We start from the raw sequence: 24951 nt of genomic DNA on the forward strand, positions 1-24951 counted from the left end.
TTCGTTTTGTTTCACACTTCGTTCAGAAAATTTATACTACGGCCCAGCCTACAACCTTAAAAGGTTTTCGGGTGATTCATTTCCTCTCTCCAGATCGATTGCCTGAGAGTCTAGTAATATAATATTCTCATGTGTGGGCGATCGTGGATTTAATAGAAAATGAAAATGATTTTCTGGGCAATGAAACAGTGGAATCTTCAACGGGTAATGATTCGTCGACCGGATATAGCCGCATAGATAAAATTCGCCATATTCTCGAAACACATCAGGACCTTGAGTATAATACAAGTGAGCCTGTGGTAGAATACCTCAATAAAGCGACAGCCAAACATTTCGGCATCACAGCTGATTTTACGGATGAACAACAGGCCTTAAACACATTACTGATGGATATGAACGCAGACCCTCATGCGATTACTTTAGCGTGGGGAACCTATATCGAGATTATGAAATCAGAAACCAATGTTTGATAATATCGAGTTTAGCCGTCTTTACAGGCGAGAATTGGTGAAAATGCCTGAACAAATTATGCATCGCGAATATCATTCAATACTCGATAATCACCCTGACCTCATCTGCCGTTTTGACTGTGATTACGTAATTAGGTTTGTGAACCGAACTTTCGCCAGTTTCTTTGGGGCTGATGAAGTCCCTGGAGGATGTACGCCTGACAGTTTCATCGGAAAGGATCTGATTGAAGTGGTTCAGAAAGGGCAGAGACAAAGGTTGAAGAGGAGGCTCGCTTCTCTCACACCCGAACACCCTCAAACCGAAATCAGAAGTATGAGAGTCTCCAAGACGGGGGAGGAAATTATCTTCAAATGGACTTTAATCGGCCTATTTGATGAGGCGGGAGAGATATATGAGTACCAATCTGCGGGTCGCGACATCACAACTGAATTCAACCTGACCAAAGCGCTGGAACAACGAAACCAAGACCTGGAAGTCCTTCAAACAGAGATGCGGCTGGTCTTGGACGCAATGCCTAATAAAATTTGGTATAAGGATGATAAAAACATCATCCTTAAACTCAATGAAGAAGCCGCTCAGTCTATGGGAATGGATGTTAAGTCGGTTGAAGGCGCTGATACTTACGATCTTTTTGGGGATAGTGCTAAATCCTATCACGACGATGATTTGAAAGTCATAAATTCGGGGAAACCGCTACTTGGCTATGTCGAGCGATTTACGCCAAACGACGGCACCATGGGATGGGTGCAAACCGACAAAATCCCCTTCGATCATCCCGTGACAGGCGACAAGCGCATATTGGTAGTGTCCACAGATATTACGGAGTTAAAAGAGCAAGAAGCTCTTTTAAAGACTATCAATAAAAATTTGGATGATTTCGCATCCCTAACGTCTCACGATTTGCAAGCCCCCCTTAGACATATCGGAATTTTTGCGGAGCTCTTACAAGAGGAGTGTGGCGATAACGTAAGCGCTGATGGTAGGCAGTATCTTGCCGAAATCAGAGACGGCGTCGAGCATATGAAAGGGCTAATCAAAAGCTTCCTTAAATTTATGCGAGCCTCCCCGGAAGGCGTTGAAATTGGTCGGGTCAACCTGACAGATATTATATCCAAAGTATGCCAATCTCGAGAGGCAGATTTAAAGGAGCTGGGCGGCGAAATCTCTGTCCCTGAGGATGAGATTATAGTGCGTGGCGAAGACGTCCTCTTGGAGCAGGTGGTAGCCAACTTAATTGATAACGCGATCAAATATAGAGAACACACACGGCCCATAAAGATTAATGTGTCGGCGGAGAAGTCTCATGGGGAGTGGCGAGTTTACGTCTCAGATAACGGCGTTGGTGTGGATTCTAATTTTGCCCCTCATGTTTTTGATTTGTTTGGGCGCGCAAAACCACATTCCCATCGGGAGGGCTCCGGTGTAGGGCTTGCCTTGTGCAAGAGAATCATTACTTTGCACGGCGGAACAATTGCGTTGATCGACAAGCAAGGTATGGGGAGTGAATTTATGTTTACACTCAAAGCTGCTCGGTCGTTGGAGTAAAGGAGCCATGAGTAAAATTCTCATTATTGATGATGATAAAACGGACCGGCTGCTTATCAAAAAAGCAATGCTAAGGGTGAGATCCGATATAGAGATTATTGAACTTGATAGCGGCCGGGAAGCTGTTTCAACGATTAAATCAGAAGCTCCTCTGGCGACGTTATTAGATATCCGCATGCCGGGTATAGACGGATTTCAGGTTTTGAAAGCTATCAGAGAAGAGACCGAAACCCGCACTCACCCGGTCATTATGGTGTCCGGGTCTGATGAATCAAGTGACAAAGATATGGCCACTGAATTTGGCGCCGATGGCTATCTCGTCAAACCCGACTCGTTCTTAGGATACGGAGACTTGGCGCAAGTCATTTGTAAAACCGTGTTTGAAAGACTGCCACCAGAGTAAGCCGATTTTTTCCTCTTTGAAATTTTCAATCAAAGAATTTAGTTAGCGCGTTGCTATGAGCGATCTTCAAATTTTATTGATCGATGATGACTTGGTTGAGCACAGAATTTTTAGAAAATTTCTGGAAGACGGAGTGAACTCTGACGCCGAACTTACCTGTGTTTCTAAATTAGACGATGCAATCGACATTTTAAACGAAAGGGCGTTTGATTTAGTCTTCTTGGATGATCGCCTCAGCCCCTATTCAAGCCTTTTAGAAACATTGCCTCGGATACACCCCTATACAGGGGGCGCAAAAATATTTGCGATATCGTCGTCTCTGGACAGCCCGCACCTTATGGATGCGCGAAAGACAGGAGTGGACAGAGTCTATGACAAAAATGATTTGAAGGCGGTTTTATCATCTATTTTGCCACCGGCGGGGTCGTGAATTTTACCTTGTCCACTTTAAGGCCTGCCTATATTTTTTCTGTGAAATTTAAGCTGCCTGGAAGATAGAAACCTGTTTCCATTTAATCTCTTCAGATTGGGGAGACCGACTTGGTAAAATAAGGATGTCACCATTCGGAAGGTTCACCACTGACTCGCCAGAAGAAATAGCTGAAATAATGTCTGCGTAGCCTGCAAAGGGCCCTATTTCTTGAAGCAGCCGCCATTGCGAAACTTTATTGGGAAGGGTGGAAAAGGCGGAAACCTGTGCCAAAGAAAGCATCCCTTTTGAAAATAGTTGTTTTATCTTCTGATTGAGATTTTCAAGAGATAGTGCTTGTCGGATGATGGTCTCAGAGCATTCAAACTGGTCCGAAAGACTAGCGATGTCGAGACCTTTGGAATGAGCCTTCATAATCAGCTCGTATAAATCGTACTCCGAGAGGAGTATTGGATCTTCACCGGTAGGCGGTTCATTCTGCAGAACACAGGGCAAAGTCTCCAGCGAGCGTGGCAGTTGATTGAGTTTGATGAGCCGATGTATCGCTAATAAACGTTTATTGCCGTCCAAAACCTTGTATTTCGAACCAGTGCGAATGACTCGAAGGGGCTTTAGAAGACCATATTCAAAAATTTCGTCGGCGAGGGTTTTTATTTCTTTAGAGCCATAGAGTCGTTGAACGCGGTCCTTGATTTTAAAAGGCCTGATAAGTTGTGTGGTCGGTATTCGAAATATCGTCATGTCACTTTCCCAAAATTTTCGCTTCTTTTTTCAAGTTCAGTCGCGGCCCGAGGTATTCAAGCCCAGTTTTTGAATATGATTTCGAAAGTGAACAAAAACCGACAAGAACTGCGGAGTTAGGGTTAATATGCACATAGGCGAAGGGAAGTTATACGCCTGGATTGTGAGTAAACCGACGTAAAACTTGAGAATTTTAGACACTTCCTCTTAACAAACATGGTAAATTTTACGTTTACACATTTATTTTGGAATTATCGGATGGGGCGCTAACAGGACCATCTAGGGCGGGAGTACACAGCCTTTGATTGTTTTGCGGTCCGGTAGCTTAAACGTAAAGAGGCTAGGGGCCGAAGGGAGCGTAAACAAAATAGAGGGCCCCTGCATTTATAGTGCTCCTACCTGAACGGTTATGGTTAAAACGAAATTAGTAATTCTGTTCAGTTGGTTCAGCTTCGGGTCAATTGATTTGTTCTATGTAGATTTCATCGCGCTGATACATATTCACTTCTGAATTTGAACGGACGCGTCGGAGAAGCGAAAATGAAAATTTTCAAACTTACATTCGTCACAACTTTGATGGCCGTTGGAACTATGAATGCCGCCGCGAGTGAGCAGACATTAAAAAGTGATCCGCCTAATTCCACGCAATCAGCCTACTCCCAGAGCTATGCCAAGACACAAACAAGAGTCCCCCAATACGATTCGTCCAGAAAAGTTCGTGTCATTCGGGAACCAGTACCCCGCCAAAGCCGCGTTTTGCGACAAACCAGTAGGCGCGGCCTGGTCGTTACGCCGCATCACGCGGCAGGTGCCGTGAAAATTATTCCCTATGACAAGAAAGGAGGTATGAATTCATCGATGCGGAATCTCTATTCCGACTAGACCCCTAGTAAATCTTACCTCCCCTAGTCCTTAGGGCGCAAACTTGACCGCTCCTAGGAGCGGTTTTTTTTATGGAGGTGCGGCCAAGGAGAGTTTGGTTAAGCCTTAATTAAGCTACGCCCGCTAGTTAAGTGGAACTATAAGGACAACGAAAATGTCTCAAAATTCCAACAAGTTTGAAACTGGTGAGCTTGCCGCGTCAAAATGGCGGCATATCTTTAAGATATTCATGTATGTAATTTTGGCGAAAAAGCGCATCTATCACGAGGAAATGACCATGTTCATCTTCATGACAAAGCGCGTGAAGTCGATATTAAGCCCGGATTTGGTTTTGACAGATCATATGTTGAAAGATTGGTTTGTTCTCAATCGGGAAGAGGTTTTACAAACTGTACAATTGGGTCATGAGGAACGCGAAATACACGAACACATGAACCATCTCGACGAAGTGGAAGACAAACTTACAATTATAAGAGCCATGCAGTCCATTGCGAAATGTGATGGTGAGCTACGAAGCGATGAAAGACGACTAATAACCTACGTTGCGCGGCAATGGCGCCTTGCCGCATAGACACAAGAAATATTCGAAACAGCTATATGATGCATATTTTATTACTTGATGATGAAAAAATTGAGGCGAAACTCATTGACCTGGCGCTGAGAAAATCAATCGGCCAAGGCTTTCAGCTCGATTTTGCCCTAACGGTTGCGGAAGCCGTCGATCGCCTAAAGGCGAAAAAATATGATTTGATTTTGCTGGATAATATGATGCCGCGCGGCGTGTCGGCAAAAAACACATTGCCCGTGCTGCTGCCGCATAAGGGGGAGGCGGAAATAGTTCTTATTTCCAGCTTGGTGGATGAAGAATTTCTTCGAAGCGAAGTCGGGCAGCACATCGATGACATTGTCGAAAAGTTTTATCTCAAAGAATATTTCCAAAAGAAGTTCAACACGTCGCCACCGAGTGCTTTAAAATCCGCCTCTCGATAGATGTCCTCTTTTAAGCACCTAGCTGTTTTAGTCGCGTGAACTCTATGGGGATCGAAACCAAAAGCCAGATTTCCGACTTGTCGAAAAAGGCAGGTCACGACCTTAAATCCCCGTTACGAAAAATTCGGCAGTTCGCTGAACTCATGAGTCTCGAATACTCAGACGCCCTAAACGGTGAAGGCGAAATTTACTTGAACGCGCTTACTGAGTCAGCAGAAGAAGCCTCCGACGTGGTTAATAGCCTTTTGCTCTATATCCGTTGTTTGACAGAAACACTGAGTCTTACTCAAGTCAGTTTAGAAGACGTTATAGAGACCGTCTCTACCCGCATATACGCAAGTTTCGGTCAGTCTATTTTCTTAGATTACAACACGCTTCCGACGGTCAATGCAGATCAAGGTATGATGACCTTGCTCTTTATGCATTTGATCGAAAATGGATGCCGTTTTGTGGCGCCTGATACCTCGCCTAAAGTCTCAATTGAGTCGGAAAGAACGGACAGTCACATTATCATTCACGTCGTCGACAACGGGATAGGGATTACAGGTGAGGGGGCAGAGAAAGTGTTCGAGCCTCTTATGCGTCTTCACCCCAAAAGTGGCTATAAAGGGTCAGGACTCGGGCTGGCGATTTGTAAAGTCATTTGTGACGCCCATGGCTGGGATATTGGGTTTTCTAATAACCCTCACGGCGGGACGACCTTTAAGCTCACTCTTCCGGTGAGTTAGAGCCCAGACTAATCTTATCTGTCACTTCGTGGCCATCAGGCCCGCTAACAGTTAATATCGCAATCACTTCTGTGCCGGATGTATAATCAACTGAGCTGAGTGATAATTGCACAGCTTCGCCAGCGGAGCTTTGAACCGACCCGCCTTGACTTGTTGACGAGCGTCCAGAGGCGCTCTTTTTTTCTAACGTCAGTTTGTATTTCAGCGTGGCATCCACGGGCCATTCGGCCATGCTTCGCATTTGGGCCTTACCGTCCTTTTTATCTAGCTCTATCCAGGCTTTCGCGTTGTTTTCATGACTGACCGCAGGTGACGCGGCCGCGAGAGCAGCCAAGACGACGCTAGATTTAAAAAAAAGTCCAAACATTAATCACCTCTTGTGACAACGGTTGAAGCAAGACATCTTGACCAAAGTCGGGTCCGATAAAACTTGCCTCAATCAAAGACGATGCGAGCTGTACAGCATTTACAGCTATAGTAGCCGCCCAGAGTCTTTTGCCGCGACAAAACTGCAGCCGCGCGTTTTAACGCGTTAGCAAGAAGAATTATCTGCTGAATCCATTTTTTGTCAAGTCGCTCTCTAGGGGCCGAGTTATGATATGGCGCAGATAGGCCGCGCTGTGGGGGATTGAAAGGACTACAGCTTCGCGACAAATTAACCCCTCGAATGGTTGAATGGGGTGTCGTACTCCTTTTAATTGAAATCGAGTTTCATTCCCTCGCACTGGATAAATCCAGCTCTCGGACGGCTTGAACCAAATCTTGACGTTTCGGATATAGCGTTTTCTGCAAAATATTCTTCACGTGCCATCGCGCCGTTTCGTAGTTGATATTGCACTGGTTCGCCGCCTCACGAAGATTATCGTCAGATTGAAGATGTTTGATCAGCCGTTGCTCCGCTAAAGTCAGCTTAAATGTTTTTGCAAAAATTTCTGTATTTACCGAGGGCGGCGAATTTGACTCGATGGATATCCGAGCCAAGGTGAAATTGCATCCAGGGCTGGTCCAAAGGATACTGTTAGGGACTTTCTGAATACCGAGTTTAACGCATCGAGTTTGGTCGATTGCCTTTTTCTTTCCAAAACCCAACTTAGCCGATGAACATTTCCCCTTAATGGCATGAGAGATGGCAAGGTGAAGGTACTCTGTTACCGTTGAATATTCAGAGCGAAGGAAATTGCCAGTATATTTTAGAGTCTCACAACTCTCTAAAATATGACGTAAATTGCCGGTCAGAGAAACTACCAGTAAATCGTTGTTTATGAGAGCCGTGGCAGTATCGCTGGACGGAATGTCTCCACAGAAGCCTAATACTGATACCGAGTAATGGAATGCGTTCACCAAGTGAGGTTGCAAGGATTTCAACTTTTCAACCTCTTTTGCCGAAAAAGGCTCTTTTTGAGTATCTCTATATATACTGAGAGCTATTCGACCGAATTGCACGGTGTCAAGAATCACAAGGTGAAGGCTGTTCCCGATTTCGTTATAAAGAGGAGTGTTTTTTAGATTTTCATTAGAGGCAGGATTTTGTCCACTCTTTACCATTTCCTCAATAATCCGCTTTGAAAACTTTAAATGCGGATCACTTCTATCTAATCCCTTATTGTATTTTTCAACATTCAAATAGTTGAGCCCATAGGAATAGGGGACCTGATAAGAACCGCTATGATCGGCTCTCAGAAACATGGCGCGGTCACCTTGGATCCACTGACAGATATTTTGGAGTAGTGTTTGCCACTCAATATCACCCAAAGCGGCAGAACAGCATTGAGCTTGTAAATCTTCGAGGCGTGCTCCCTTCATCACTGAGGGGCTCTCAAAAACAAAAGATAAAATGAGGCTCGATTTTCGGTCCCAATAGCCCATTGAAAATGAGCTAAGCGCCAATAGGATCTTAACGACCAGGTACTGTTCATAAATGCGCCCACATTTCGCGTTACCGGTGAATATAGAAATTTAAAACACCTTAACTATCTAGAAAATTAACAATTAATTTATAAAAGTCAACCCATCTGGGGGGTGCCCTTCCGTTCAAAGGGGAGAATAAGTTAACCCATACTTGGGGGCGCATTTTTCAAATATACTCTCAAGCTCAAATTGGTCATCGGGGGATCATATGAAGCTTAAAATCGCAGTTCTGCTTGTGGCATTTTCAGCCACAAATGCATTTGCTCAAGACTTGGTTTATGAACCAGTAAATCCATCCTTTGGGGGGAATTCCTTTAATTCGGCCCATCTGTTGGCAATCGCGAATGCTCAGAACGATTATGAGCAAGAAGTCGACGAAACAGAAAATACTGATTTGGATCGGTTTGTAAGATCTCTGCAAAGCCGTCTTTTATCTTCTCTGTCAGGACAAGTTGCAGAAGCAATTTTCGGCGAAGATGCTCAGGAAAGCGGAACCATTGTTTTTGGTGATCAGACAATCTCATTTGAGAGAACGCTTGACGGTATTCAACTCACCATCACGGATGCTGATGGCAATACCACTGTAATCACTATTCCAACGCTATTAGTTAATGACCCGAACGAAGCAACCGGAGCGCTTGAAGGTCCGCTATCTGCGAATAAAGTCGCAAATCTAGATCCAATTGGGCGAGATAGTTTATCTGCGCCCAGTTCACTGGCTCAGCCGACCTTGTCATCTCCGACATTAGCAACGAGCGCGACCGACCAACCTATCCAATAAAACAGATTAAAAACTAAACTGGGGCAAAGTTTTGAAAATCGTCAAACGACATATTACTAAGCGTTATCTTACAGCGACCGCGATCGCGACATGTCTGGTGTTTGGCGGCTGTACGACTGTGCCAGCCTCCCAATCCTGGCTTTCAAAAGAAGCAGGTTTGTCGAAGGTAACAAAAACGCAGGCCGCCTTGCAAGAATTGGGCGATCCAAGTTCTAAAGTAACGGTTGCTGTATATAATTTTGAAGATAAGACCGGGCAGTTCAAACCTACAGATGCGGGACAGACGCTCTCGCGTGCTGTCACTCAAGGGGGGGATGAACTTCTCATAAAAGCTCTCCATGATGCAGGGACAAGAAGTTGGTTTACAGTTATTGAACGCTCTAATTTAAATAACCTCCTGAAAGAACGCCAAATTATTACCGAAATGCGGGCGCGTTATCTGGGCGAGACCCAGATAAATTCTAACGCGCTCCCTCCTCTTCTCTTTGCAGGTATTATTTTAGAAGGCGGGATCGTTGGTTATGACACCAATACGGTAACAGGTGGCGTCGCCGCTCGTTATCTGGGAGTGGGCGGACAAACGGACTATCGCCAGAATGTTGTTTCTGTGCACTTGCGAGCTGTGAGCGTTAAGACGGGTGAGGTGCTAGCTTCTGTTACTACGGAAAAAACAATCGCTTCGGTGGGTATTGCCGCGAACGCTTTCAGATTTGTTTCCTTCGATAACCTTCTCGAAGCGGATGCCGGCATCACATCAAATGAACCTGGCTTACTTGCTTTGCGCCAAGCCGTAGAAAAGTCCGTTTATGCTTTGATAATGGAGGGCGTAGAAACTGGGCTTTGGGATTTCAAAGACCGTGCAGCCGGGACAAAATTGCTTCATCAGTATCAATATGAGCGAGATGGATCTTATAAAGCTGCGAAGCTGGCATCGTCTAAAATGAATAAGTCCTCGAAACAAAAGCAAACCGCGCAGAGCCATTTGATACCGCAAATGACTCCGCGAACTGCCGCTAAGACAGAGAAGGCACCCAAGGCCCAATTAACAGCGCAGTCTGGAAGTCAAGTAAAAACCTTGAAACCAGAACCCGTTGCAGCAAATTCGAATTCTCCCCAGCCGATTAACTCTCGGCCGGATCAGCCAACTCTCAAGGCTTTGAAACAAGACACGCCGACCTGAGTCCAGGTCAGCCTGATAGACGCTTAATTTATTTAGCGTCATTTAAGAATTTTCATCGCGCCAGCTATGATGCGGTGAAAAAGGAAAATGTCACTATCCTGTAAATGTTGGCCAGTTGCCAAAATTTAAAAAGGAAAGTGACGATTTCCGCGGATTTTGAATGGAATTGCAGTTCCGTTCAAAATTTGTCCAAGGACAGCGGCAGAATTTGCCGAGAGACATGGATGCAAGTTGGACAACACATGCTGCGGTGGTTTTTGCCACCCTTGGAAACCGTCAACCTGTGCGTACCACAGAGTGGAGCCGGATTCCAGCCTGTTTACAGGCAAACGCCCTGCTGGGTGGCAGCAAGCTTTCAGAATGTGTTGAACCGGCCTCCAGTGGCTCCTCGAAAATTTCCGCTCTCCTTGTGACGAAAACACTCGAACGCGCCATTCCGGCGCAAAACGCTCTTAAAGTGGGGCAAAACAGGAGACTGAAACCATGAAAAAACTATTTGTTCTTACGGCGTCAATGTTGGCGCTTTCTGCAGGTGGCGCATATGCGCAGGTGCAGACATCAGACATTCTACAAAACGGAATGAATAACGAAGCAAACGTTGACCAAACTGGTGGTGAAGAAGGGCTGTCAGACATTGACCAGAACGGCGATGACAACCTAGCAGAAGTTACCCAAACTGAAGATCCGACAATTGGCTCTAATGCCTTTGGGACTGCCGCTAACTCAGCCACGATTAGCCAAGTCGGAAATCAGAGCCGTGCGCGTATCGAGCAAAACAGCACGAACCCTGGCGGAGACACCAACGTTGCCTCAATCGATCAGGTTTCAAGCTATGATCCAACCGACACAGATACGGACAGCACTGTACCTTCTGGCTTTGCGAATAACGGCCGTATCATCCAAGACGGTGAAGACAACCAGTCAAGCATTTCTCAGACAGACAATAGCCTTAACGGCGTCGGTTTGACCGGGGCGGCTGCTTACAACTCGCAAGAAGGAAGTGGTCATCGTTCTACAATCACTCAATACGAAGTGTCAGGTGATACTGAATTCGACCCGGCATCACGTGTAGACGTTTTCCAATCTGGTATGGATAACACATCTGAAGTGTTGCAAACTCGCCAGGCGAACAGCACAATTGTTGATCAGTCAGGAGCCGGAAACGACTCTTATGTGAGCCAGCACCGTAGCAACAACCTGGCTTTGGTCACTCAGACTGGCCAAGACGGTACAAGCAGCGTCAAGCAATCGCAGTATGATGAAGCGACTGTCAATCAAGGCGGCTTCAGCAATGACAGCACGATTGATCAGGGCGGAAGCCGACTCGTCGCGTTTGTAGACCAAATTGGGTCGAATAATGACTCCGGTATTATTCAACGTGGTTCTGATAATGAAGCCAATGTTGACCAATCTGGATCAGACAACACCAGCCGCATAGATCAGCGTGTAGGGTCATTCAATATGGCTGAGGTGCTGCAAACTGGTGTTGGAAACAGCAGTAAAATTCGCCAAGGGAACCCAGGCTTCGCTGCCTCGGATAGTCTTGCCACCGTCTTGCAAACAACGGACAACAACGTTGCCGATATTATGCAAGAAGGAAGCGATAACACCGCGACCATTAACCAGACTGTGACTAGCGGAAATGTTTCTAACATTTCTCAGAGCGGTTCCGGCAACTCAGCCACAACCAATCAGTAAGTTCCAGTTCGGCAGGCCAAATTCGGCCTGCCGAATATTACGCGCGTTGGCGCATTCATTAAATGCAACAACCTTTCGGGGTGCAAAAGGAAATTAAAACAATGAAAAAATTATTTATTACAACAGCGTCCATCTTGGCGCTATCGACCAGCGGCGCTTACGCGCAGATGGTTCAAACATCTGATATTGATCAAGACGGTACCGGAAACATCGCGGCTGTTAACCAAACTGGTGGCCAAGAAGGTATGTCGGTGATCGATCAAGACGGTGACGAAAACTTGGCTGATGTGACCCAGTCTGAAGACCCAGTGGGTTCTAACAGCTTCAACACAGCAGCAAACTCTTCAGATATTACTCAAGAGGGTAACAATGGCGAAGTCTTTGTCGTTCAGGAAAACTCCGATGCGGGTGCAAGTACAAACACAGCGACAGTTGAGCAAAATAGCGACAATGCGAATGCAACGGGTAACGACGGCAATGGCGACGGCAATTTTGCGTCTAACTATGCGTCGATTGCACAGGGCAATGCAGGTGCCGCTCCAGCAACTGGCGTAGGTAATACTGCTTCTATTTCTCAAGGTACACTCGGTGGAGCGGCCGTGAGCGGAAACGAAGCCTTTGTGACACAAGACGGCAATGGAAACAGCTCTGCCAACTTCCAGACTGGTAACAACGACTTTTTAAGTGTCGCGACAACTGGCGATGGCAACACTGCTGATAACTCTCAGTCAGATGGTGAGGACAATTACGTCACGGTCGTTCAGAATGGTTCCGACAATACGTCCATGACAGATCAGGCTGGCGACTTGAATATTGCAAATGTCGCCCAGGACGGTTCAGACCACGTTTCTGATGTTCTGCAAGACGGTTTGTTAAACGTTGCGAACGTCAATCAAGACGGCGTAAACAACGACTCCGATATCGATCAGGAAACAGGGTCTTTTGCCGCTGGCACTTTGGCAAATGTCACTCAGTCAGGATCTGACAACGAGTCAGACGTAACACAACTCGCAACTGGTAATCCTTCTGGCCTAGTTGGCGCAGACGTGGTTCAGAGCGGGACGGGTGAAACATCAATCGTAAACCAATCTGCGACAGGCGATGTATCAGGTCTCTTGGGTGCGAGTGTGAATCAGTCAGGATCTGATAACACGTCCTTGGTCACTCAGGATGCAAGCAATTTATTAAGTGGTGCATTCGAAGCTGACGTGACTCAAGCTGGTACTGATGGGTCTGCCACGATTGACCAGTCATCTGACTCTGCCGTAGACTATACGTTGGCGGCAACTATCAATCAGATTTCTGGAAACGGAAACACTGCGTCAATCGTTCAGCGAGATGATGACAATACAGCGACGACTACGCAAGTTGGTAACGCTAATACATCCACCGTAACGCAAGATAGTGGATTTTTTGTATCCATCCCTTTCGTTGGTTCGGTCGAATTTAACGAGTCAGGTGGGAACACCGCAACCGTTGTCCAAGACGGAGACGATAATGATTCTACTGTGAATCAAGGCGCCACCGGAAACATTGCATTTGTTGATCAGATCGGCGTCGGTAACGATAGTCTCGTCAATCAATCAGGCGACAATAGCAATGCCGATGTTAACCAAAATGGCACCGATGGGAGCTCAGTTGTTACACAAAATGGCGACAACCAGTTCGCTATGTTGACACAGGGCGGCTTCGACAATTTAAGCGAGATTACTCAAGACGGTGACGGAAACGATGCCTGGGTCACTCAAGGTTTAAGTGACAATGAGAGCTACATCACGCAAGATGGTGACGGAAACGACGCCACTCATAACCAGCTGGCCACAAGTGGTAACATCGCGACTACCATTCAGATGGGCACTGGCAATGCGGCGACTGTAAATCAGTAAGCTCAATAATCTAAGAACAGGACCGCCCCTCTTGGGCGGTCTTTTACCCAAATGTTGGAGATGCAAATGAGACAGAATTATTTCACGACCATTGGCCCAAAGGCCTTTCAATTCGTTTTGTTTGCCGGACTTTTGGCTGGGAGTACTTTTACGGCCAACGCTCAGAGTAACGTGACGAGGAACGGAAGTACGGTAAATATCGAACAAGTGGGGCCCGAAAATCTGGCAATTGTTTCAAGCGACGGACGGAATACGGCAAATATTGCCCAAAATGGCGGCGGAAACACAACAACCCTTATAACTAAAGGGCAAGGGAATGGAGATCTGTTTGGGAAGGTTGAGCAAGAGGGCGATAACAATACGACTATGGGCACCGTTGACGGTGACGACAACCAATTTAGCGTGGAACAAAAAAGTTCCGGTGCATCTAACGTCGCAAACTTCACTCAACTTGGCAGTCAAAATAATGCAACGATCAGTCAGGACGCAAACGGACTTCCGGACGGTCTGGCCAATTCTGCGGAAATCACACAGACCGGGATTGGCAATTACGCAGCCTTAAATCAGACAGCCTTGATTGGAGAGACAGGATTGTTTTCTAACGTTGCGAGTATAGCCCAAGAAGGAAACGACAACCTTGCGACGTCTACTCAATTTGGAGATAATAACTACTCGGAGCAGGTACAAGTTGGAGATAATAACGTCTCGGATATTTTGCAAACCGGTGATGACAATACGGTGATACATCGCCAGTTTGGTGATAATCTGTCTTACCTCCAAGGAGCGCAGATTGAACAGACCGGCGGCGCTACTATCACAATTGAACAATATGATTCTTATAATATGCCACTTGGCCCGCCAGTGCCGTAAATAGAGTTTAGAGTTTCGAGGGAACTAAGATAGGTTTGCCTCTGCTCAATTCAGGGAAGAGTTATGACAAAGTCACTAACGGTTAGTTTCGGCGTATTGGGTCTCGCTTTGACAACGTTGCTTTCGAGTTGCGCGAGCTCGGGCCCTGCCGAGACGACAGCGAGTATTCCTGCGCGAAATGAAGTAAGGGCCGCGCCCCGGATTGATAAGGACTCAACGTCTTCCATCGCGCAAATCTCGAGCCGGGATCAAAGAGAGGCGGCCTATCAAATTTCAAAAAACCAGGCAGGCGCATCTCTTACGATTGAACAGTTGCGAAACTATGCAGATAGGTGCGGGCCTGAAAACCTCAATGAATCTCCGCCTGAAATCGACTGCTCAGCGCTCGGTTTAAGGATTAAAAAAGCCTACAAAACAGAAGATCAGGTCGTCGATGCTTTGATTACTCTTGATAGACTAGGGCGGAACGCCTCCGCTGAGGACGTAAGCGATGACTTGAGGGATGGCCGCGCTGATGGGTCCGCAAATGCACAAGCTATTGCAAGTGGGATTTTCGAACCGGCTCCGCCGGCCCCTGAAGCCCCGCCGCCGCCAGAAGAGGTCGAGGAATTGATCACGAATGGCTTCATTGACGCGATCATCGCCAATACCCAAGGCCAGTAATCTATCCAAACCCAAGCTTAACGAGGGATACACGGGCAATTCGCTGCAGCACGAAAAAGATTTCAGCTCCAAAAAGATGAGGTGTAGGGGGTGTCGGGTGTAGTCGAGTGATCTGCAATGAAGGCAGTCACGGGATAATTTAAAAGACTTCCCCCGACGTCTAATCTTAGACATATCGATTTTATTGCCGTCTAGGCGAAAAGCGAAATGGCGCCCTTGCTGTGGCATGTTGATTACGTCCGGCCAGAACGACGCGATACATACCCCGCCTTGATGCCTTGCACTAGGCTAGAGAACGCCGTCTGATCCAGCGTGCCGTAAATTTCAGGCTCAGGCTGTGTCCGCTTAATTGGCCGCATAATATATCCCAAAACTTCTGTCGTGGAACCGTCCGGGCCGATTTGGTCATGCTTTCAACGAGCATAGATGCGAACGCCAATACCGCCGAGGAGATTACAGCTATTGCATTGTGAAAATGGTGATGCCTTCACAAAAAAGGCATTCAATTTTGCGAACAAAGCTAGTCCTATCCAATATTTTGAAAATCTAGGCTCGACAGATCATAGTGGGGTATGTAAATTAGGCTATGTTATAACGTATAGTTATATATCGTGATGCATGACTGTCGCTTTGACCCAAATTCTTCAAAATCTATGAATCTCATTGTACAAAATAAAATGTAACATTCGGGAAAGGCGGTTTTCATTTTTTTCCTTTCACCATTCGATTTTCGAGCCCTCTCGGCAAGAGGTGTCACTTACAAAACATAAAATTTCACATGCAAGTATGGAGCTTGGAAATGAAACAATATGAAAACGCCGGTCATTGGAATAAAGCTGCCCAAGCTTATAAAGAGAGCGCACACAAATTCACGTCTCTTTTTGCCGCGGATGCACTACAGTATGTCACACTGGACTCGCAATCTAATGTGCTTGATGTGGCTGCAGGAACAGGTGCGTTGGCGCTAGAAGCTGCGAAAACCGGGGCACAAGTTACGGCCATAGATTTCTCTCCCGGCATGGTAGCCAGTCTGAAATCAGAAGGAGTTCAAAATATAGATGCTCTGGAAATGGATGGGCAGAGCCTCAAATTTTCAGACAACAGCTTTGACATAACTTTTTCAGTTTTCGGAGTGATCATGTTTCCTGATTGGCAAAAGGGTTTGGCCGAAATGAGCCGAGTAACAAAACGAGGCGGCCATTGCGTGGTCACGACGTGGAAAACTAAAGGGGCGGCTACATTTCTTTTACTCAATGAAGTTCGAGAAAAGCTCTTTCCTGACTCTCAAAGCATCGTCATGCCAGCGGCCATGCAAGCATTAAATTCTCAGGACGCCTTTGTTCAGGCCTTCAAACGTGCGGGATTTCGTGACGCAAAAATTCACACTCTGACGCATGATTTCTTGCTCAATATCTCTGACTTAGACCACCCAAACCGGATGTTCGGAATGTCTTCCGACTGGACGAGCCTTACCGATGAAGACCAATTAAGGGTGGTAGAAGAGGTCCGAAGAATGTTCTCTGGAGAAAATGTGCTTCCAATTCCTTCAACGGCCTTGATTGGTGTAGCCGAGCGATAAAACACAGAGACTTCAACACATTTGTGTTCAGCATTTTTTGAGTTTAATTAATCTTGAAGGTTTCCAAATGAGGGGCTTTGCAGACTTTGTCAGTTTAACTGAACGGTTTTGTCACGTTAGCTTATCTGCTCTCGATTTTATTCGCCTTGCATAGGTGAGTCCAATTTTCCCCATCCGTTTTCTGATTTGTAAAAAAGTATCAACGCGGCGCTATACCAAGGGCTGGTGAATGTCTCGGAAGTATAGATTGAACATGAGGTGCGTCCGGGCGCCACGACAAACAAGGTTTGGATGGTGGAGATAAGGAGTGCAGATTGAGAATTTCACGCTTCGACCCCAGCGGAATTTCAGAAAGCAGGCGTTAATTTGGCAAAACCTATTAAATTGCTGATTTAAAAACTACGCGTTTAACTTAGTATATTTCTCAATGCATTGTATAAACGATCACAGTCCTCGGGCGAGTTACTTAGGGACGGCGTGACGCGGATACAGGCCCCTTTGGCTGGTGCCTTTCTGGCTACAGTGAATATGCCAAACTCACTCAGTAGTCTTTCTACCGTGGCTTCATTCTCTTCAAACGTTTTCTGTCCAGTTAATCGAAATGACGTTATCCCCGCCGACATACGTGGGTCAGATGGCGTCAGAACCTCAATTCCTTGGATTGCGCGGGCGGGCTCTGCCCAAATGTCTCGCATTGTTTTCAAACGTTTAGCCTTCCGCCCCCATCCTACACGGTCATTGTAATCCAACGCATCGTGAACGGTTAGAACTGTGGCAAAATTCATCGTGCCGTAGTAAATTCGGTCTGAGGTCTTAGGCGTCTTAGATGGACCTTGAGACATATTTCGGGCAATGTCGGTTAGACGGTCTTCATTGATATAGAGAAAGCCAACGCCGAGCGGGGCCTCAATCCATTTATGCAAGTTGAAAGCAACGAAATCAGCACCAAGATCCTTTAAATCGAAGTCTATTTGACCCCAAGAATGAGCTGCATCGACAACGACATCGACGCCGCGTGATTTTGCAACTTTGATGATCTCCTTAACCGGCACAACGAGACCTGTTTGATTGCTTACATGGGTCAACACCATATATTTGATGTTCGGGTGATCATTCATTGCCTGCACATAGGCTGCAACGACATTATCATGCGTCGCGGGTTCGGGCAGGTCGATCTTGATAACCCTTGCCCCGCGCTTCTGTGCTAAAGTTTCAAAGTTCTGTTTGACGGAGCCATAATCTAGATCTGCATAAAGAACGGCGTCGCCGCTGCCGAGCGGAAGATAACCACCAATCAGAGCTTGCAGCGCCTCTGAGGCATTGCGAGTTAGCGCTACTTCTGATGGCTTACAACCAAGATAGCCTGCCAGCCGGGCTTCTACACCAGCTTTGTCGTCGTGCCATTGACGTCGCGCGTAATAGGAACCGTCCCGATTGATCCGCATAGTATGAGCTTCGAAAGCTTTCCGAACGGAAATAGGCATCTCCGTCCAATAACCATGCTCAAGGTTCACGATGCTATCATTTCGGTCATATCCCGCGCTGATATGATCCCAAAATTCAGTTGGCATTGCCTTATCAATATCTGGTGTCGCCGCATGTGAAACCGATGCTCCTAAAGCAAGAGAGGCTCCGGTGACCGCAAGGCCGCTCGCACCAGAAAAAAACTGCCTTCTATTGAAAGGTATCATTGCGACTACTCCCGTCTATTTTTTCAGGGGGCCTGAGCGATATTAAGCAGGTAGGCCCAATTATCACTCAGGCTTAAACGTTTAAAAATTCACACTGACCGCACCATACACATAGGCTCCAGCGACGCCAAATGGCGAGAGATACGAATAGGGGAAAATACCGCGATTATCCGAGCCGCGTGTCCCTGCAAGTGTGTTTTCCACTGTGGTTGCGACCTGTTCATCAGGATAAATATCGAAGATATTATCTGCACCGAGTTTAAAGGTGACGCTATCTGTAAAATCATAAGCGACGCTAACGTCGGTAACGATTTTAGGGCCGAAGGTTTCAATAATATCGAAATTCCCATTATCGCGTGAGACGAGCGTTGTATCAAAGCCGCTGACGAGGACATCAACTTGCGCTTGGCTTCGGTTCGTGAGGTCAGCTTGGGACACATCCCCGTAGCGCGTATTAGTCAGGTTTACGAGCCACGGGCCTTTATTCCAGCTAAAGTCCAAAGCGACTTTCGAGTCGGGCGTCCCATTTGCGAGGCGCGTTTGCGAACGTTGGTCGAAGAGCGGTGCCGTGATACCAAGATCTGATAAAGCAGCAGGCGTATCGGCGATCCGGTCAAATTCTGTGTCTTGGAAAGTGGCTGCCAAGGTTGACGTTAGATTGCCGCCAAATAGCTCTGTAGCGTAGCGCAGTGTGAGATCGATACCTTGCGTTGTTGTATCCACAGCATTTGTTTCAAATGTCACAGCCCTGGTCTCACCAAAGCCGTTTTCGCGAAGCAAATTCGTCAGAGCCGCGCTGCTAAACTGCGAAGACAATACAATGCGGTCATCCAAATCGATTTGATAAAAATCGACCGATGCCGAAAGAGGGCCGGCACTATATGTGCCGCCAACGGAAATATTGGTCGAGGTTTCCGCTTTAAGCGGGCCTGCGCCGATGAACGGCGCGAGGTCATCTAAAGGGGATACAATACGTGTGGCCGTCGGAACGCCCCCTGCAAAGCTAATTTCGGAACGCTGGAAAAATTGCTGTGGCAAGGCGGGCGCACCGAATGATGTTCCGACGGACCCGCGGATATTGAGCGCATCGGTGAGTGAGACCCTTGAAGCTAACTTGAAATCGGTTGTGGAGCCAAAATCAGAATAGTCTTCGTATCGACCCGCGAGCGAGACTAAAAATTTGTCGGCCCATTCTTTTTCGAGTTCTGCATAGAACGCAATATTATCGCGGCTTTCGTCAACCTCTTCATTGGGATCAACCCCACCAGCGGGTTGAGCGCCTGCGGCGGATGTGTTGCCTGCGGCCGGGCCGTCGAGGATCGGCACGCCGCCAAATTCATAAACCGCCGGCTCGCCCGCAACGGCTTTGAACGTCTCGTAGCGATATTCTGCGCCAAAGGCCAAATTAAGAGGTGATCCGCCGCCCATATTGAACTGTCGCGTAAAGTTTAAATTTGTTGTCCATTGCGACAGACGCGTGCCGCCACGGTCAAACTCTGTCGGACTGGCGTCGCCGAGGGAGACATTGTTGGAGTTGGAGTAGCCCAAATCTGTTTTACTCGTGCCGTAAACGGTCGAGACTTCCCAGCCAAAGCCCGCAATATCATCTCCGCGAAGGCCGACTGTTCCCGAGTAATCAACCAAGTCGACTTCCTGAAACGGGATAAACCCATCGGGATGGATAGAGCGCACCGTTTGGTTTTGTCCCGCGCGGCGGAAAAAATTCGGGTTTGTGCCTGATAGGTCGCTGTAACCCCCAAAAGCAAAGAGTTCGACCTCATTCGAGAGCGGAACAGCAGAGTTTATGAACATGCTGATATTATCATATTTTGGTTGACCGAAGATGAAGGTATTACGGTCAATTGTCGCTTCACGCGGGTCAAGGCTGCCATTAGACGGGGTTAAACCAGTGCCCGAGCCGAAGTCGTTGGAAATTGCGACGGGTTCCCCGTTAGGACCAATGCCGAAATATTGCTGCCGCGTATCATCGCGCGATCGATCACTAAAATCTTGGGCTTGATATTGACCGCTAAGACGCACAAAACCGCCGTCGCCGACTTCCCAGCCATACCCCCCCGCGAGGGCAATTTTCTCGCCGTCGCCTTCTGTTGTTACCCCTGCCGTCGCGGTCAGCGAGGCGCCAACAGAATCATCCAGGATGAGGTTCATAATACCGGCGACCGCGTCCGATCCGTATTGCGCAGAGGCGCCGTCACGCAAAACTTCGACACGTTTGAGCGCAATGGCTGGGATCGCATTTAAGTTATAAGCAACGTCACCGCGCCCAACTTGGTTACCGACATTCAAATCACTATTGGTGTGACGGCGCTTGCCATTAATCAGCACCAAAGTTTGTCCTGGAGAAAGGCCCCGCAGGGTGGGTGACTTCAAGAAATCTGCGACGCCCGATGTCACGGGGCGCTCCGTATTGAAACTTGGAACCTTGATACGTAGCATATCCTGTAGTTCAGTTGCGCCGCCGCTTGTCAGTTCAGAATTAGAGATAGAGTCGACCGGTGATGGCGAGTCCACGGCGATACGCTGACCAAAGCGTGTTCCGGTGACCACGACTTCGTCCTCAAGTGCGGTCGCGTCCGGGCCCAAACCACTGACCTGCGCATAGGCGGGTGTTACAAATGCGGCGATCGATAATCCGGCAAGAAGAGACATTTTAAGAGACATAATAAGTCCTTTGAGAGAGAGGGTAGAAGATATTGGAAGTTAAAGAGGAGAGGTGTGGCGCAAACGCATTGTCGCCCATCCGCCGATTAGGAGTGTTAGAAATAATATCCAAGCGAGCGGCACAAATGATGGGCGTGAATGGGACGCCGGAGTATAAACGGGGAGGGCGTCAAAAGACGACCCGTCAATTGCGCCGTCATTGACAACCTTGCTTGACAGCGCGCCGCTCAGCGTAGGGAGGTAGGCTTGCGCAGACTTTTTTCGGCGGGCGTAGCTCGGCCCGTCTGTGCCAGAAACCCCCGCAAGTAAATCAGATGTCAGCAGGGGAGGTGATAGATAAGCTAAACGATACGCAAATTTGGCCTGACTTTCTTCGTGGGCTTTCTGTTTGGCCTGAATTGGCGCAATCGCATCCGCAACAGCCGCGCGCACGTCAATGCTTTTCTGAACGCTCGACTTGCGAACCTCAAGGGCTGACGAAGAAAGTTCCGGATGATCATCGTCATAGATTTTAGCGGAGCTTATTTCTGCGGCGCGGGCTACGGCAATTGACTCAAATTTTGAGGGCGGCGGGTTGATGAGTGAACTGGCCGCGAAAATCGCCATGGGTGCGACAAAGACCAATGTCGTCCAGATACCTATCAGGAGCATGGCCGCCGTCTCCGCCGCAATAGGCAGCGTGTTGACCAATAGGATAACAGCCCACCAAAACAGCAAACCAATAAAGGCGACGGATAACCATAGCAGAATATCGAGCCCACGTCCCGTCGGGCCAAGCGCCCACATTATCAGCGCGCCAATAAGGATTGGCACGAAAACGATGCTAAAGCGATTAAGACTGCGCGCCGTAATGAGCGGTAGCGGATTGCCCGCTTGTGCCACCCAGAGACGGGCCGTGCCGCGTTCTCGATCGCTTGTGAAGATACCGTATCCAATAGCAATGAGCAGAAGCGGTGCAATCACAATCACGACAAATGATAGATCAAGGGCGCCGCGCCGCAGGCGCTCCGGGTTGTCGATCTGATAGCGCCTAAACATTATGTCAGGCCGCGTTCTGGACCGAACATCGGCAGAGGCAGGTTCGATGGCCGACCGTCCTATAGCGAAGTCGGCCATGAGGGGCGGGGCTAATTGTACGGTAGTAACAAGACGAAGGGGCAAAATCACGGCGGCGGCGCGATCCGTATTACTTGCATTGACCCAGTCTTTACGCTGCTCAGCCCGATAGTCTTGCGAAGCCTCATAGACCCGCGCATAATCATTTTGCAGATAATTATTCCACGAAGCGCCTGTCACAACGGCAACTAGTGTCGCTAGAAACCCGACGCCAAGAATAAATATAGCCAGACGGTCGCGCAGCAATTGAAGCGCGTCAAATTTGATCAGTGTTATCATCCTAGCATCTCCTGCCGAAGAGCGCGTGTTGCGCGGCTCAGTAGCCAGAACGCGCCGATTAACCACGCGAGCAAAATCAGGATATCCAAAACAATCGATTTTACAGCGTCGCTGATAGGTAATGGTGTTGGCTCGAACACCTCAAAAGAGCTCCACAACTCTTCATCAGCAGTGTAGTCCTCAACCCCCACAGCATTGATCATCAGATCGCGGTTAAGTGCATTGACGACCGTCTGGCGTTCTGCTTCGGCTTGCATCTCGAAATGGCGCAAATGACGGTTATCTGTTCCTGCGAGCGCGGCAGAGATGTTCTGCATTGCAATAAAGGGGGAGAGGATTGCCCCTAGGCGCATCGTCTCGCGTTGATCGGCATAGACCTCCTCCAGCAGGGCGTATCGCCGCGCGTAAACTTCATTGCCAAACCGCTCGCTCGCATCGAGCCGTGCGCCGCGATAGCTTATCGGAAGATCGTCTGTGGTTTTCACGCCATATTCGGCTAACAATCCTGCCTCTAAGGCCTTATCGCGGGTCGCGCGATCACCGCGTTCATCAAACCCGTTGCTGATCTCTGAACGGGCATCCGCCCAGAATTGAGCCGCAGAAGGCGTGGGGTGAATGACTTCGGCTAGACCGGACACGGCGCGCGGCATGACCGGCACAGCTAAAACCCAAAGCCCCACAAGAATAAGTAGAACACGTGCCGTTTTCTTTATGAGGGTTGAAATAGAAATAGCGAATAAAACCGCCAAAACTAGCCAAGCGATATGAAAAACTGACCACAACATCGTGCGGATAATAATGTCAGCTGTCACCGCACCCGGTGCCATTATAACCGTCGCGCCTGCCGCAAGCAGGATGGGGATGCTGACCAGGCCTATCGTTACCAAAAGGCCGCTCGTTTTTGCGTACAATAATTGCCGTGGTGCGGCCCCACTAGCCAGCATAAGGCGTAATGTACCACGTTCACGTTCGCGCGCGACAAGACCTGCACCGAGGAGGAACGCCAACAACGGCCCGAATGTTTGCAAAACCCAACCCGCGCTTAATCTTCCAAGATCAAGCGTAGCGGCCCGCGTCTCAATCGGACGAAAGGCGGCAGAATTGCGCGCGTGCGCCTCCAACCAGATGGCAGACCCCGCATAATCGGTTGCAGCAGGATCAAGCAAAGTTGGTGCGTCTAGGGGTCGGAAAGTCCATTGCGCAAAGTGAGCGGCGGAATGAGGGTTTCTCTCGCCTTGCGCTAGCCAACTTTTGCGCTCTTGAGCGGTAGCGGCGGCCCGGTCCCGCGCATTGGCATCTACTCGGGCGTAGCTCGTCATAATGGCGGCTAGTGACAAAAGCCCAACAAGAACAATTGCCACGACCAGCCGTTTATCGCGCACTATTTCCGTGCGGTCTTTACGTGCGATGAACTTGGCGCTTAACATGCTTGCGCTCATGCCGCTTCATCCGTCATGTGACGCAAGTATAGCGCTTCTAAATCAGCTGCCGACAGAGAGTTGGCATCTACCAGATCGATAAGTTGTCCCTGAGACATAATGCCTATACGGTCAGCCACTTCTTTGGCGCGGAAAATGTCATGTGTGGACAAGAGAAGGGCCACGCCTTCGCTCGCAATTTGGCGCAACACTGTAACAAGGTTGTTTGCGGCCTTCGGGTCAAGGCCTGAAAGCGGCTCATCTAACAGGATTGCACGGGCTTTTTTTGCTACGGCAATGGCAAGACCTAGCTTCTGTCGCATACCCTTCGAATACGTCGAAACTGGCGCGTCTATCGCGCGCATTGGAAACTCAAGCCGCGTTAACAACGTCTCGCGCTCACGGTCGCTTATAGGAGCGTTGCCAGAAAGCGCATGAAAAAAGTCTAAATTCTCGCGCCCCGAAAGCGTGGGATAAAGACTCACAATTTCTGCAACGTAACCGATTGCAGCGCGCGCTTTCGCGGGGTCCTCTGAAACGCTCCGGCCTAAGACACTGACGTCTCCGCTATCGGGCTGTAAGAAGTCTAAGAAAAGATTTATTGTCGTCGTTTTGCCCGCGCCATTCGCGCCGAGTAGGCAAACAATCTCACCTTTTGCAACCGAAAGATTGAAGTTATCTAACGCTGTGTTGCTGCCAAAAGCTTTGGTAAGGTTAGAGGCAGATAAAACTGATGTTACGGGGTCGGACATGATTCTGCTCTTGTAAATTCGTATGAGATAACATTACGCTTATGTTACCTAATAACATCAAATACGATTGTGTCTATTCAAAATGACGAAAAAAGTTGGAAAAACCGGCAAACGAGTGCGCTTGATGCTGAGTGCAGTCATTTCTCGTTTTGGATTGCCGTTTGGGTCTTACACAATTTCACATTTGGTCGTTTGCTAGGCTCTTGTAAGAAGGGTGACGACCGCTATGAGAAAATTACCGCTGGGCGCAATTAAGAT

At 48.1% G+C, this 24951-nt stretch carries 24 protein-coding genes; 15 read left to right on the top strand and 9 right to left on the bottom strand.

Translation table 11 applies throughout. The features are described 5' to 3' along the window. Positions 1-188: 188 nt before the first annotated feature. The 4 genes from ACNA05_RS12305 to ACNA05_RS12320 are packed head-to-tail and all read left to right on the top strand — an operon-like array spanning position 189 to position 2849. Positions 189-470 (top strand): hypothetical protein, encoded by a 282-nt coding sequence (locus ACNA05_RS12305; protein ID WP_415811801.1) that lies wholly within the window; start codon positions 189-191, stop codon positions 468-470. 43 nt (positions 471-513) lie between these two features. Next, positions 514-2016, top strand: a complete 1503-nt coding sequence (locus ACNA05_RS12310; protein WP_415811802.1) for an ATP-binding protein — start codon at positions 514-516, stop codon at positions 2014-2016. 7 nt (positions 2017-2023) lie between these two features. Then, positions 2024-2419 (top strand): response regulator, encoded by a 396-nt coding sequence (locus ACNA05_RS12315; protein ID WP_415811803.1) that lies wholly within the window; start codon positions 2024-2026, stop codon positions 2417-2419. Positions 2420-2474: 55 nt separating this feature from the next. After that, positions 2475-2849, top strand: coding sequence for a response regulator (locus ACNA05_RS12320; RefSeq protein ID WP_415811804.1), 375 nt, complete (start codon positions 2475-2477; stop codon positions 2847-2849). A gap of 48 nt (positions 2850-2897) precedes the next feature. On the opposite strand, the gene ACNA05_RS12325 is transcribed toward ACNA05_RS12320, so the two are convergent. Next, a complete protein-coding gene (locus ACNA05_RS12325) occupies positions 2898-3590 on the bottom strand; it encodes a ParB/RepB/Spo0J family partition protein (protein WP_415811805.1) in 693 nt (230 codons plus the stop codon). Between the two features lie 1036 nt (positions 3591-4626). Between ACNA05_RS12325 and ACNA05_RS12330 the strand changes: the two genes are divergently transcribed. From ACNA05_RS12330 to ACNA05_RS12340, 3 genes are read left to right on the top strand one after another with little or no spacing between them, the layout of a single operon-like run. Next, a complete protein-coding gene (locus ACNA05_RS12330; protein WP_415811806.1) occupies positions 4627-5043 on the top strand; it encodes a hypothetical protein in 417 nt (138 codons plus the stop codon). Positions 5044-5069: 26 nt separating this feature from the next. Beyond that, a complete protein-coding gene (locus tag ACNA05_RS12335; RefSeq protein WP_415811807.1) occupies positions 5070-5462 on the top strand; it encodes a response regulator in 393 nt (130 codons plus the stop codon). Positions 5463-5506: 44 nt separating this feature from the next. After that, complete coding sequence (locus ACNA05_RS12340) at positions 5507-6190, top strand: sensor histidine kinase (protein WP_415811808.1); 684 nt, start codon at positions 5507-5509, stop codon at positions 6188-6190. Here the strand turns inward: ACNA05_RS12340 and csgH are convergent. Then, the gene (gene csgH / locus ACNA05_RS12345; protein WP_415811809.1) at positions 6171-6557 is read right to left on the bottom strand and encodes a curli-like amyloid fiber formation chaperone CsgH; all 387 of its coding nucleotides are present in this window, start codon (positions 6555-6557) and stop codon (positions 6171-6173) included. The two genes, ACNA05_RS12340 and csgH, sit on opposite strands and share 20 nt — an antisense overlap. Positions 6558-6901: 344 nt before the next feature. Further along, positions 6902-7996 carry a helix-turn-helix transcriptional regulator gene (locus ACNA05_RS12350; protein WP_415811810.1) on the bottom strand — a complete coding sequence of 365 codons (1095 nt, stop codon included), beginning with the start codon at positions 7994-7996 and terminating at the stop codon, positions 6902-6904. A 310-nt stretch (positions 7997-8306) separates the two neighbouring features. Here ACNA05_RS12350 and ACNA05_RS12355 point away from each other — a divergent pair, with 310 nt between their 5' ends. From ACNA05_RS12355 to ACNA05_RS12385, 7 genes are all read left to right on the top strand, one after another. Continuing rightward, positions 8307-8879 carry a curli assembly protein CsgF gene (locus tag ACNA05_RS12355; protein WP_415811811.1) on the top strand — a complete coding sequence of 191 codons (573 nt, stop codon included), beginning with the start codon at positions 8307-8309 and terminating at the stop codon, positions 8877-8879. A gap of 31 nt (positions 8880-8910) precedes the next feature. After that, entirely contained in the window at positions 8911-10059 is a 1149-nt protein-coding gene (locus tag ACNA05_RS12360; protein ID WP_415811812.1) for a CsgG/HfaB family protein, read from the top strand. A gap of 160 nt (positions 10060-10219) precedes the next feature. Beyond that, positions 10220-10546 carry a hypothetical protein gene (locus tag ACNA05_RS12365; protein WP_415811813.1) on the top strand — a complete coding sequence of 109 codons (327 nt, stop codon included), beginning with the start codon at positions 10220-10222 and terminating at the stop codon, positions 10544-10546. Beyond that, the gene (locus tag ACNA05_RS12370; RefSeq protein WP_415811814.1) at positions 10543-11757 is read left to right on the top strand and encodes a hypothetical protein; all 1215 of its coding nucleotides are present in this window, start codon (positions 10543-10545) and stop codon (positions 11755-11757) included. The genes ACNA05_RS12365 and ACNA05_RS12370 overlap by 4 nt, the downstream gene beginning before the upstream one ends. Before the next feature lie 101 nt (positions 11758-11858). Beyond that, entirely contained in the window at positions 11859-13643 is a 1785-nt protein-coding gene (locus ACNA05_RS12375) for a beta strand repeat-containing protein (protein WP_415811815.1), read from the top strand. Positions 13644-13709: 66 nt separating this feature from the next. Then, positions 13710-14513: a hypothetical protein gene (locus tag ACNA05_RS12380; protein WP_415811816.1), complete on the top strand. Its 804-nt coding sequence runs from the start codon at positions 13710-13712 to the stop codon at positions 14511-14513. A 63-nt stretch (positions 14514-14576) separates the two neighbouring features. Continuing rightward, on the top strand, positions 14577-15176 hold the full coding sequence (locus ACNA05_RS12385; RefSeq protein ID WP_415811817.1) for a hypothetical protein: 600 nt from the start codon (positions 14577-14579) through the stop codon (positions 15174-15176). Between the two features lie 233 nt (positions 15177-15409). On the opposite strand, the gene ACNA05_RS12390 is transcribed toward ACNA05_RS12385, so the two are convergent. Next, positions 15410-15535, bottom strand: coding sequence for a hypothetical protein (locus tag ACNA05_RS12390; RefSeq protein ID WP_415811818.1), 126 nt, complete (start codon positions 15533-15535; stop codon positions 15410-15412). A gap of 440 nt (positions 15536-15975) precedes the next feature. Here ACNA05_RS12390 and ACNA05_RS12395 point away from each other — a divergent pair, with 440 nt between their 5' ends. Continuing rightward, positions 15976-16755: a class I SAM-dependent methyltransferase gene (locus tag ACNA05_RS12395; RefSeq protein WP_415811819.1), complete on the top strand. Its 780-nt coding sequence runs from the start codon at positions 15976-15978 to the stop codon at positions 16753-16755. A gap of 407 nt (positions 16756-17162) precedes the next feature. Here the strand turns inward: ACNA05_RS12395 and ACNA05_RS12400 are convergent, their stop codons facing one another. From ACNA05_RS12400 to ACNA05_RS12420, 5 genes are all read right to left on the bottom strand, one after another. After that, the gene (locus ACNA05_RS12400) at positions 17163-18446 is read right to left on the bottom strand and encodes an aminotransferase class V-fold PLP-dependent enzyme (RefSeq protein WP_415811820.1); all 1284 of its coding nucleotides are present in this window, start codon (positions 18444-18446) and stop codon (positions 17163-17165) included. An 81-nt stretch (positions 18447-18527) separates the two neighbouring features. Beyond that, positions 18528-21128, bottom strand: a complete 2601-nt coding sequence (locus ACNA05_RS12405) for a TonB-dependent receptor plug domain-containing protein (protein ID WP_415811821.1) — start codon at positions 21126-21128, stop codon at positions 18528-18530. A 39-nt stretch (positions 21129-21167) separates the two neighbouring features. After that, on the bottom strand, positions 21168-22523 hold the full coding sequence (locus ACNA05_RS12410) for a DUF3526 domain-containing protein (protein ID WP_415811822.1): 1356 nt from the start codon (positions 22521-22523) through the stop codon (positions 21168-21170). Then, positions 22520-23950, bottom strand: a complete 1431-nt coding sequence (locus ACNA05_RS12415) for an ABC transporter permease subunit (protein WP_415811823.1) — start codon at positions 23948-23950, stop codon at positions 22520-22522. Before ACNA05_RS12415 ends, ACNA05_RS12410 begins: the two co-directional genes overlap by 4 nt. Before the next feature lie 8 nt (positions 23951-23958). Beyond that, entirely contained in the window at positions 23959-24693 is a 735-nt protein-coding gene (locus tag ACNA05_RS12420) for an ABC transporter ATP-binding protein (RefSeq protein ID WP_415811824.1), read from the bottom strand. Between the last annotated feature and the right edge of the window lie 258 nt (positions 24694-24951).

Origin of the sequence: Litorimonas haliclonae (assembly GCF_965138505.1) — a bacterium.
In the GTDB taxonomy this organism is placed as follows: Bacteria; Pseudomonadota; Alphaproteobacteria; order Caulobacterales; family Maricaulaceae; genus Litorimonas; species Litorimonas haliclonae.

What these genes read in the sequence shown, in the direction of transcription:
- ACNA05_RS12310 (WP_415811802.1), top strand. Translation starts at nt 514, where the DNA reads ATGCCTGAACAAATTATGCATCGCGAATATCATTCAATACTCGATAAT.
- ACNA05_RS12315 (WP_415811803.1), top strand. Translation starts at nt 2,024, where the DNA reads ATGAGTAAAATTCTCATTATTGATGATGATAAAACGGACCGGCTGCTT.
- ACNA05_RS12320 (WP_415811804.1), top strand. Translation starts at nt 2,475, where the DNA reads ATGAGCGATCTTCAAATTTTATTGATCGATGATGACTTGGTTGAGCAC.
- ACNA05_RS12325 (WP_415811805.1), bottom strand. Translation starts at nt 3,590, where the DNA reads ATGACGATATTTCGAATACCGACCACACAACTTATCAGGCCTTTTAAA.
- ACNA05_RS12330 (WP_415811806.1), top strand. Translation starts at nt 4,627, where the DNA reads ATGTCTCAAAATTCCAACAAGTTTGAAACTGGTGAGCTTGCCGCGTCA.
- ACNA05_RS12335 (WP_415811807.1), top strand. Translation starts at nt 5,070, where the DNA reads ATGATGCATATTTTATTACTTGATGATGAAAAAATTGAGGCGAAACTC.
- ACNA05_RS12340 (WP_415811808.1), top strand. Translation starts at nt 5,507, where the DNA reads ATGGGGATCGAAACCAAAAGCCAGATTTCCGACTTGTCGAAAAAGGCA.
- csgH (WP_415811809.1), bottom strand. Translation starts at nt 6,557, where the DNA reads ATGTTTGGACTTTTTTTTAAATCTAGCGTCGTCTTGGCTGCTCTCGCG.
- ACNA05_RS12355 (WP_415811811.1), top strand. Translation starts at nt 8,307, where the DNA reads ATGAAGCTTAAAATCGCAGTTCTGCTTGTGGCATTTTCAGCCACAAAT.
- ACNA05_RS12365 (WP_415811813.1), top strand. Translation starts at nt 10,220, where the DNA reads ATGGAATTGCAGTTCCGTTCAAAATTTGTCCAAGGACAGCGGCAGAAT.
- ACNA05_RS12370 (WP_415811814.1), top strand. Translation starts at nt 10,543, where the DNA reads ATGAAAAAACTATTTGTTCTTACGGCGTCAATGTTGGCGCTTTCTGCA.
- ACNA05_RS12375 (WP_415811815.1), top strand. Translation starts at nt 11,859, where the DNA reads ATGAAAAAATTATTTATTACAACAGCGTCCATCTTGGCGCTATCGACC.
- ACNA05_RS12380 (WP_415811816.1), top strand. Translation starts at nt 13,710, where the DNA reads ATGAGACAGAATTATTTCACGACCATTGGCCCAAAGGCCTTTCAATTC.
- ACNA05_RS12385 (WP_415811817.1), top strand. Translation starts at nt 14,577, where the DNA reads ATGACAAAGTCACTAACGGTTAGTTTCGGCGTATTGGGTCTCGCTTTG.
- ACNA05_RS12390 (WP_415811818.1), bottom strand. Translation starts at nt 15,535, where the DNA reads ATGCGGCCAATTAAGCGGACACAGCCTGAGCCTGAAATTTACGGCACG.
- ACNA05_RS12395 (WP_415811819.1), top strand. Translation starts at nt 15,976, where the DNA reads ATGAAACAATATGAAAACGCCGGTCATTGGAATAAAGCTGCCCAAGCT.
- ACNA05_RS12400 (WP_415811820.1), bottom strand. Translation starts at nt 18,446, where the DNA reads ATGATACCTTTCAATAGAAGGCAGTTTTTTTCTGGTGCGAGCGGCCTT.
- ACNA05_RS12405 (WP_415811821.1), bottom strand. Translation starts at nt 21,128, where the DNA reads ATGTCTCTTAAAATGTCTCTTCTTGCCGGATTATCGATCGCCGCATTT.
- ACNA05_RS12410 (WP_415811822.1), bottom strand. Translation starts at nt 22,523, where the DNA reads ATGATAACACTGATCAAATTTGACGCGCTTCAATTGCTGCGCGACCGT.
- ACNA05_RS12415 (WP_415811823.1), bottom strand. Translation starts at nt 23,950, where the DNA reads ATGTTAAGCGCCAAGTTCATCGCACGTAAAGACCGCACGGAAATAGTG.
- ACNA05_RS12420 (WP_415811824.1), bottom strand. Translation starts at nt 24,693, where the DNA reads ATGTCCGACCCCGTAACATCAGTTTTATCTGCCTCTAACCTTACCAAA.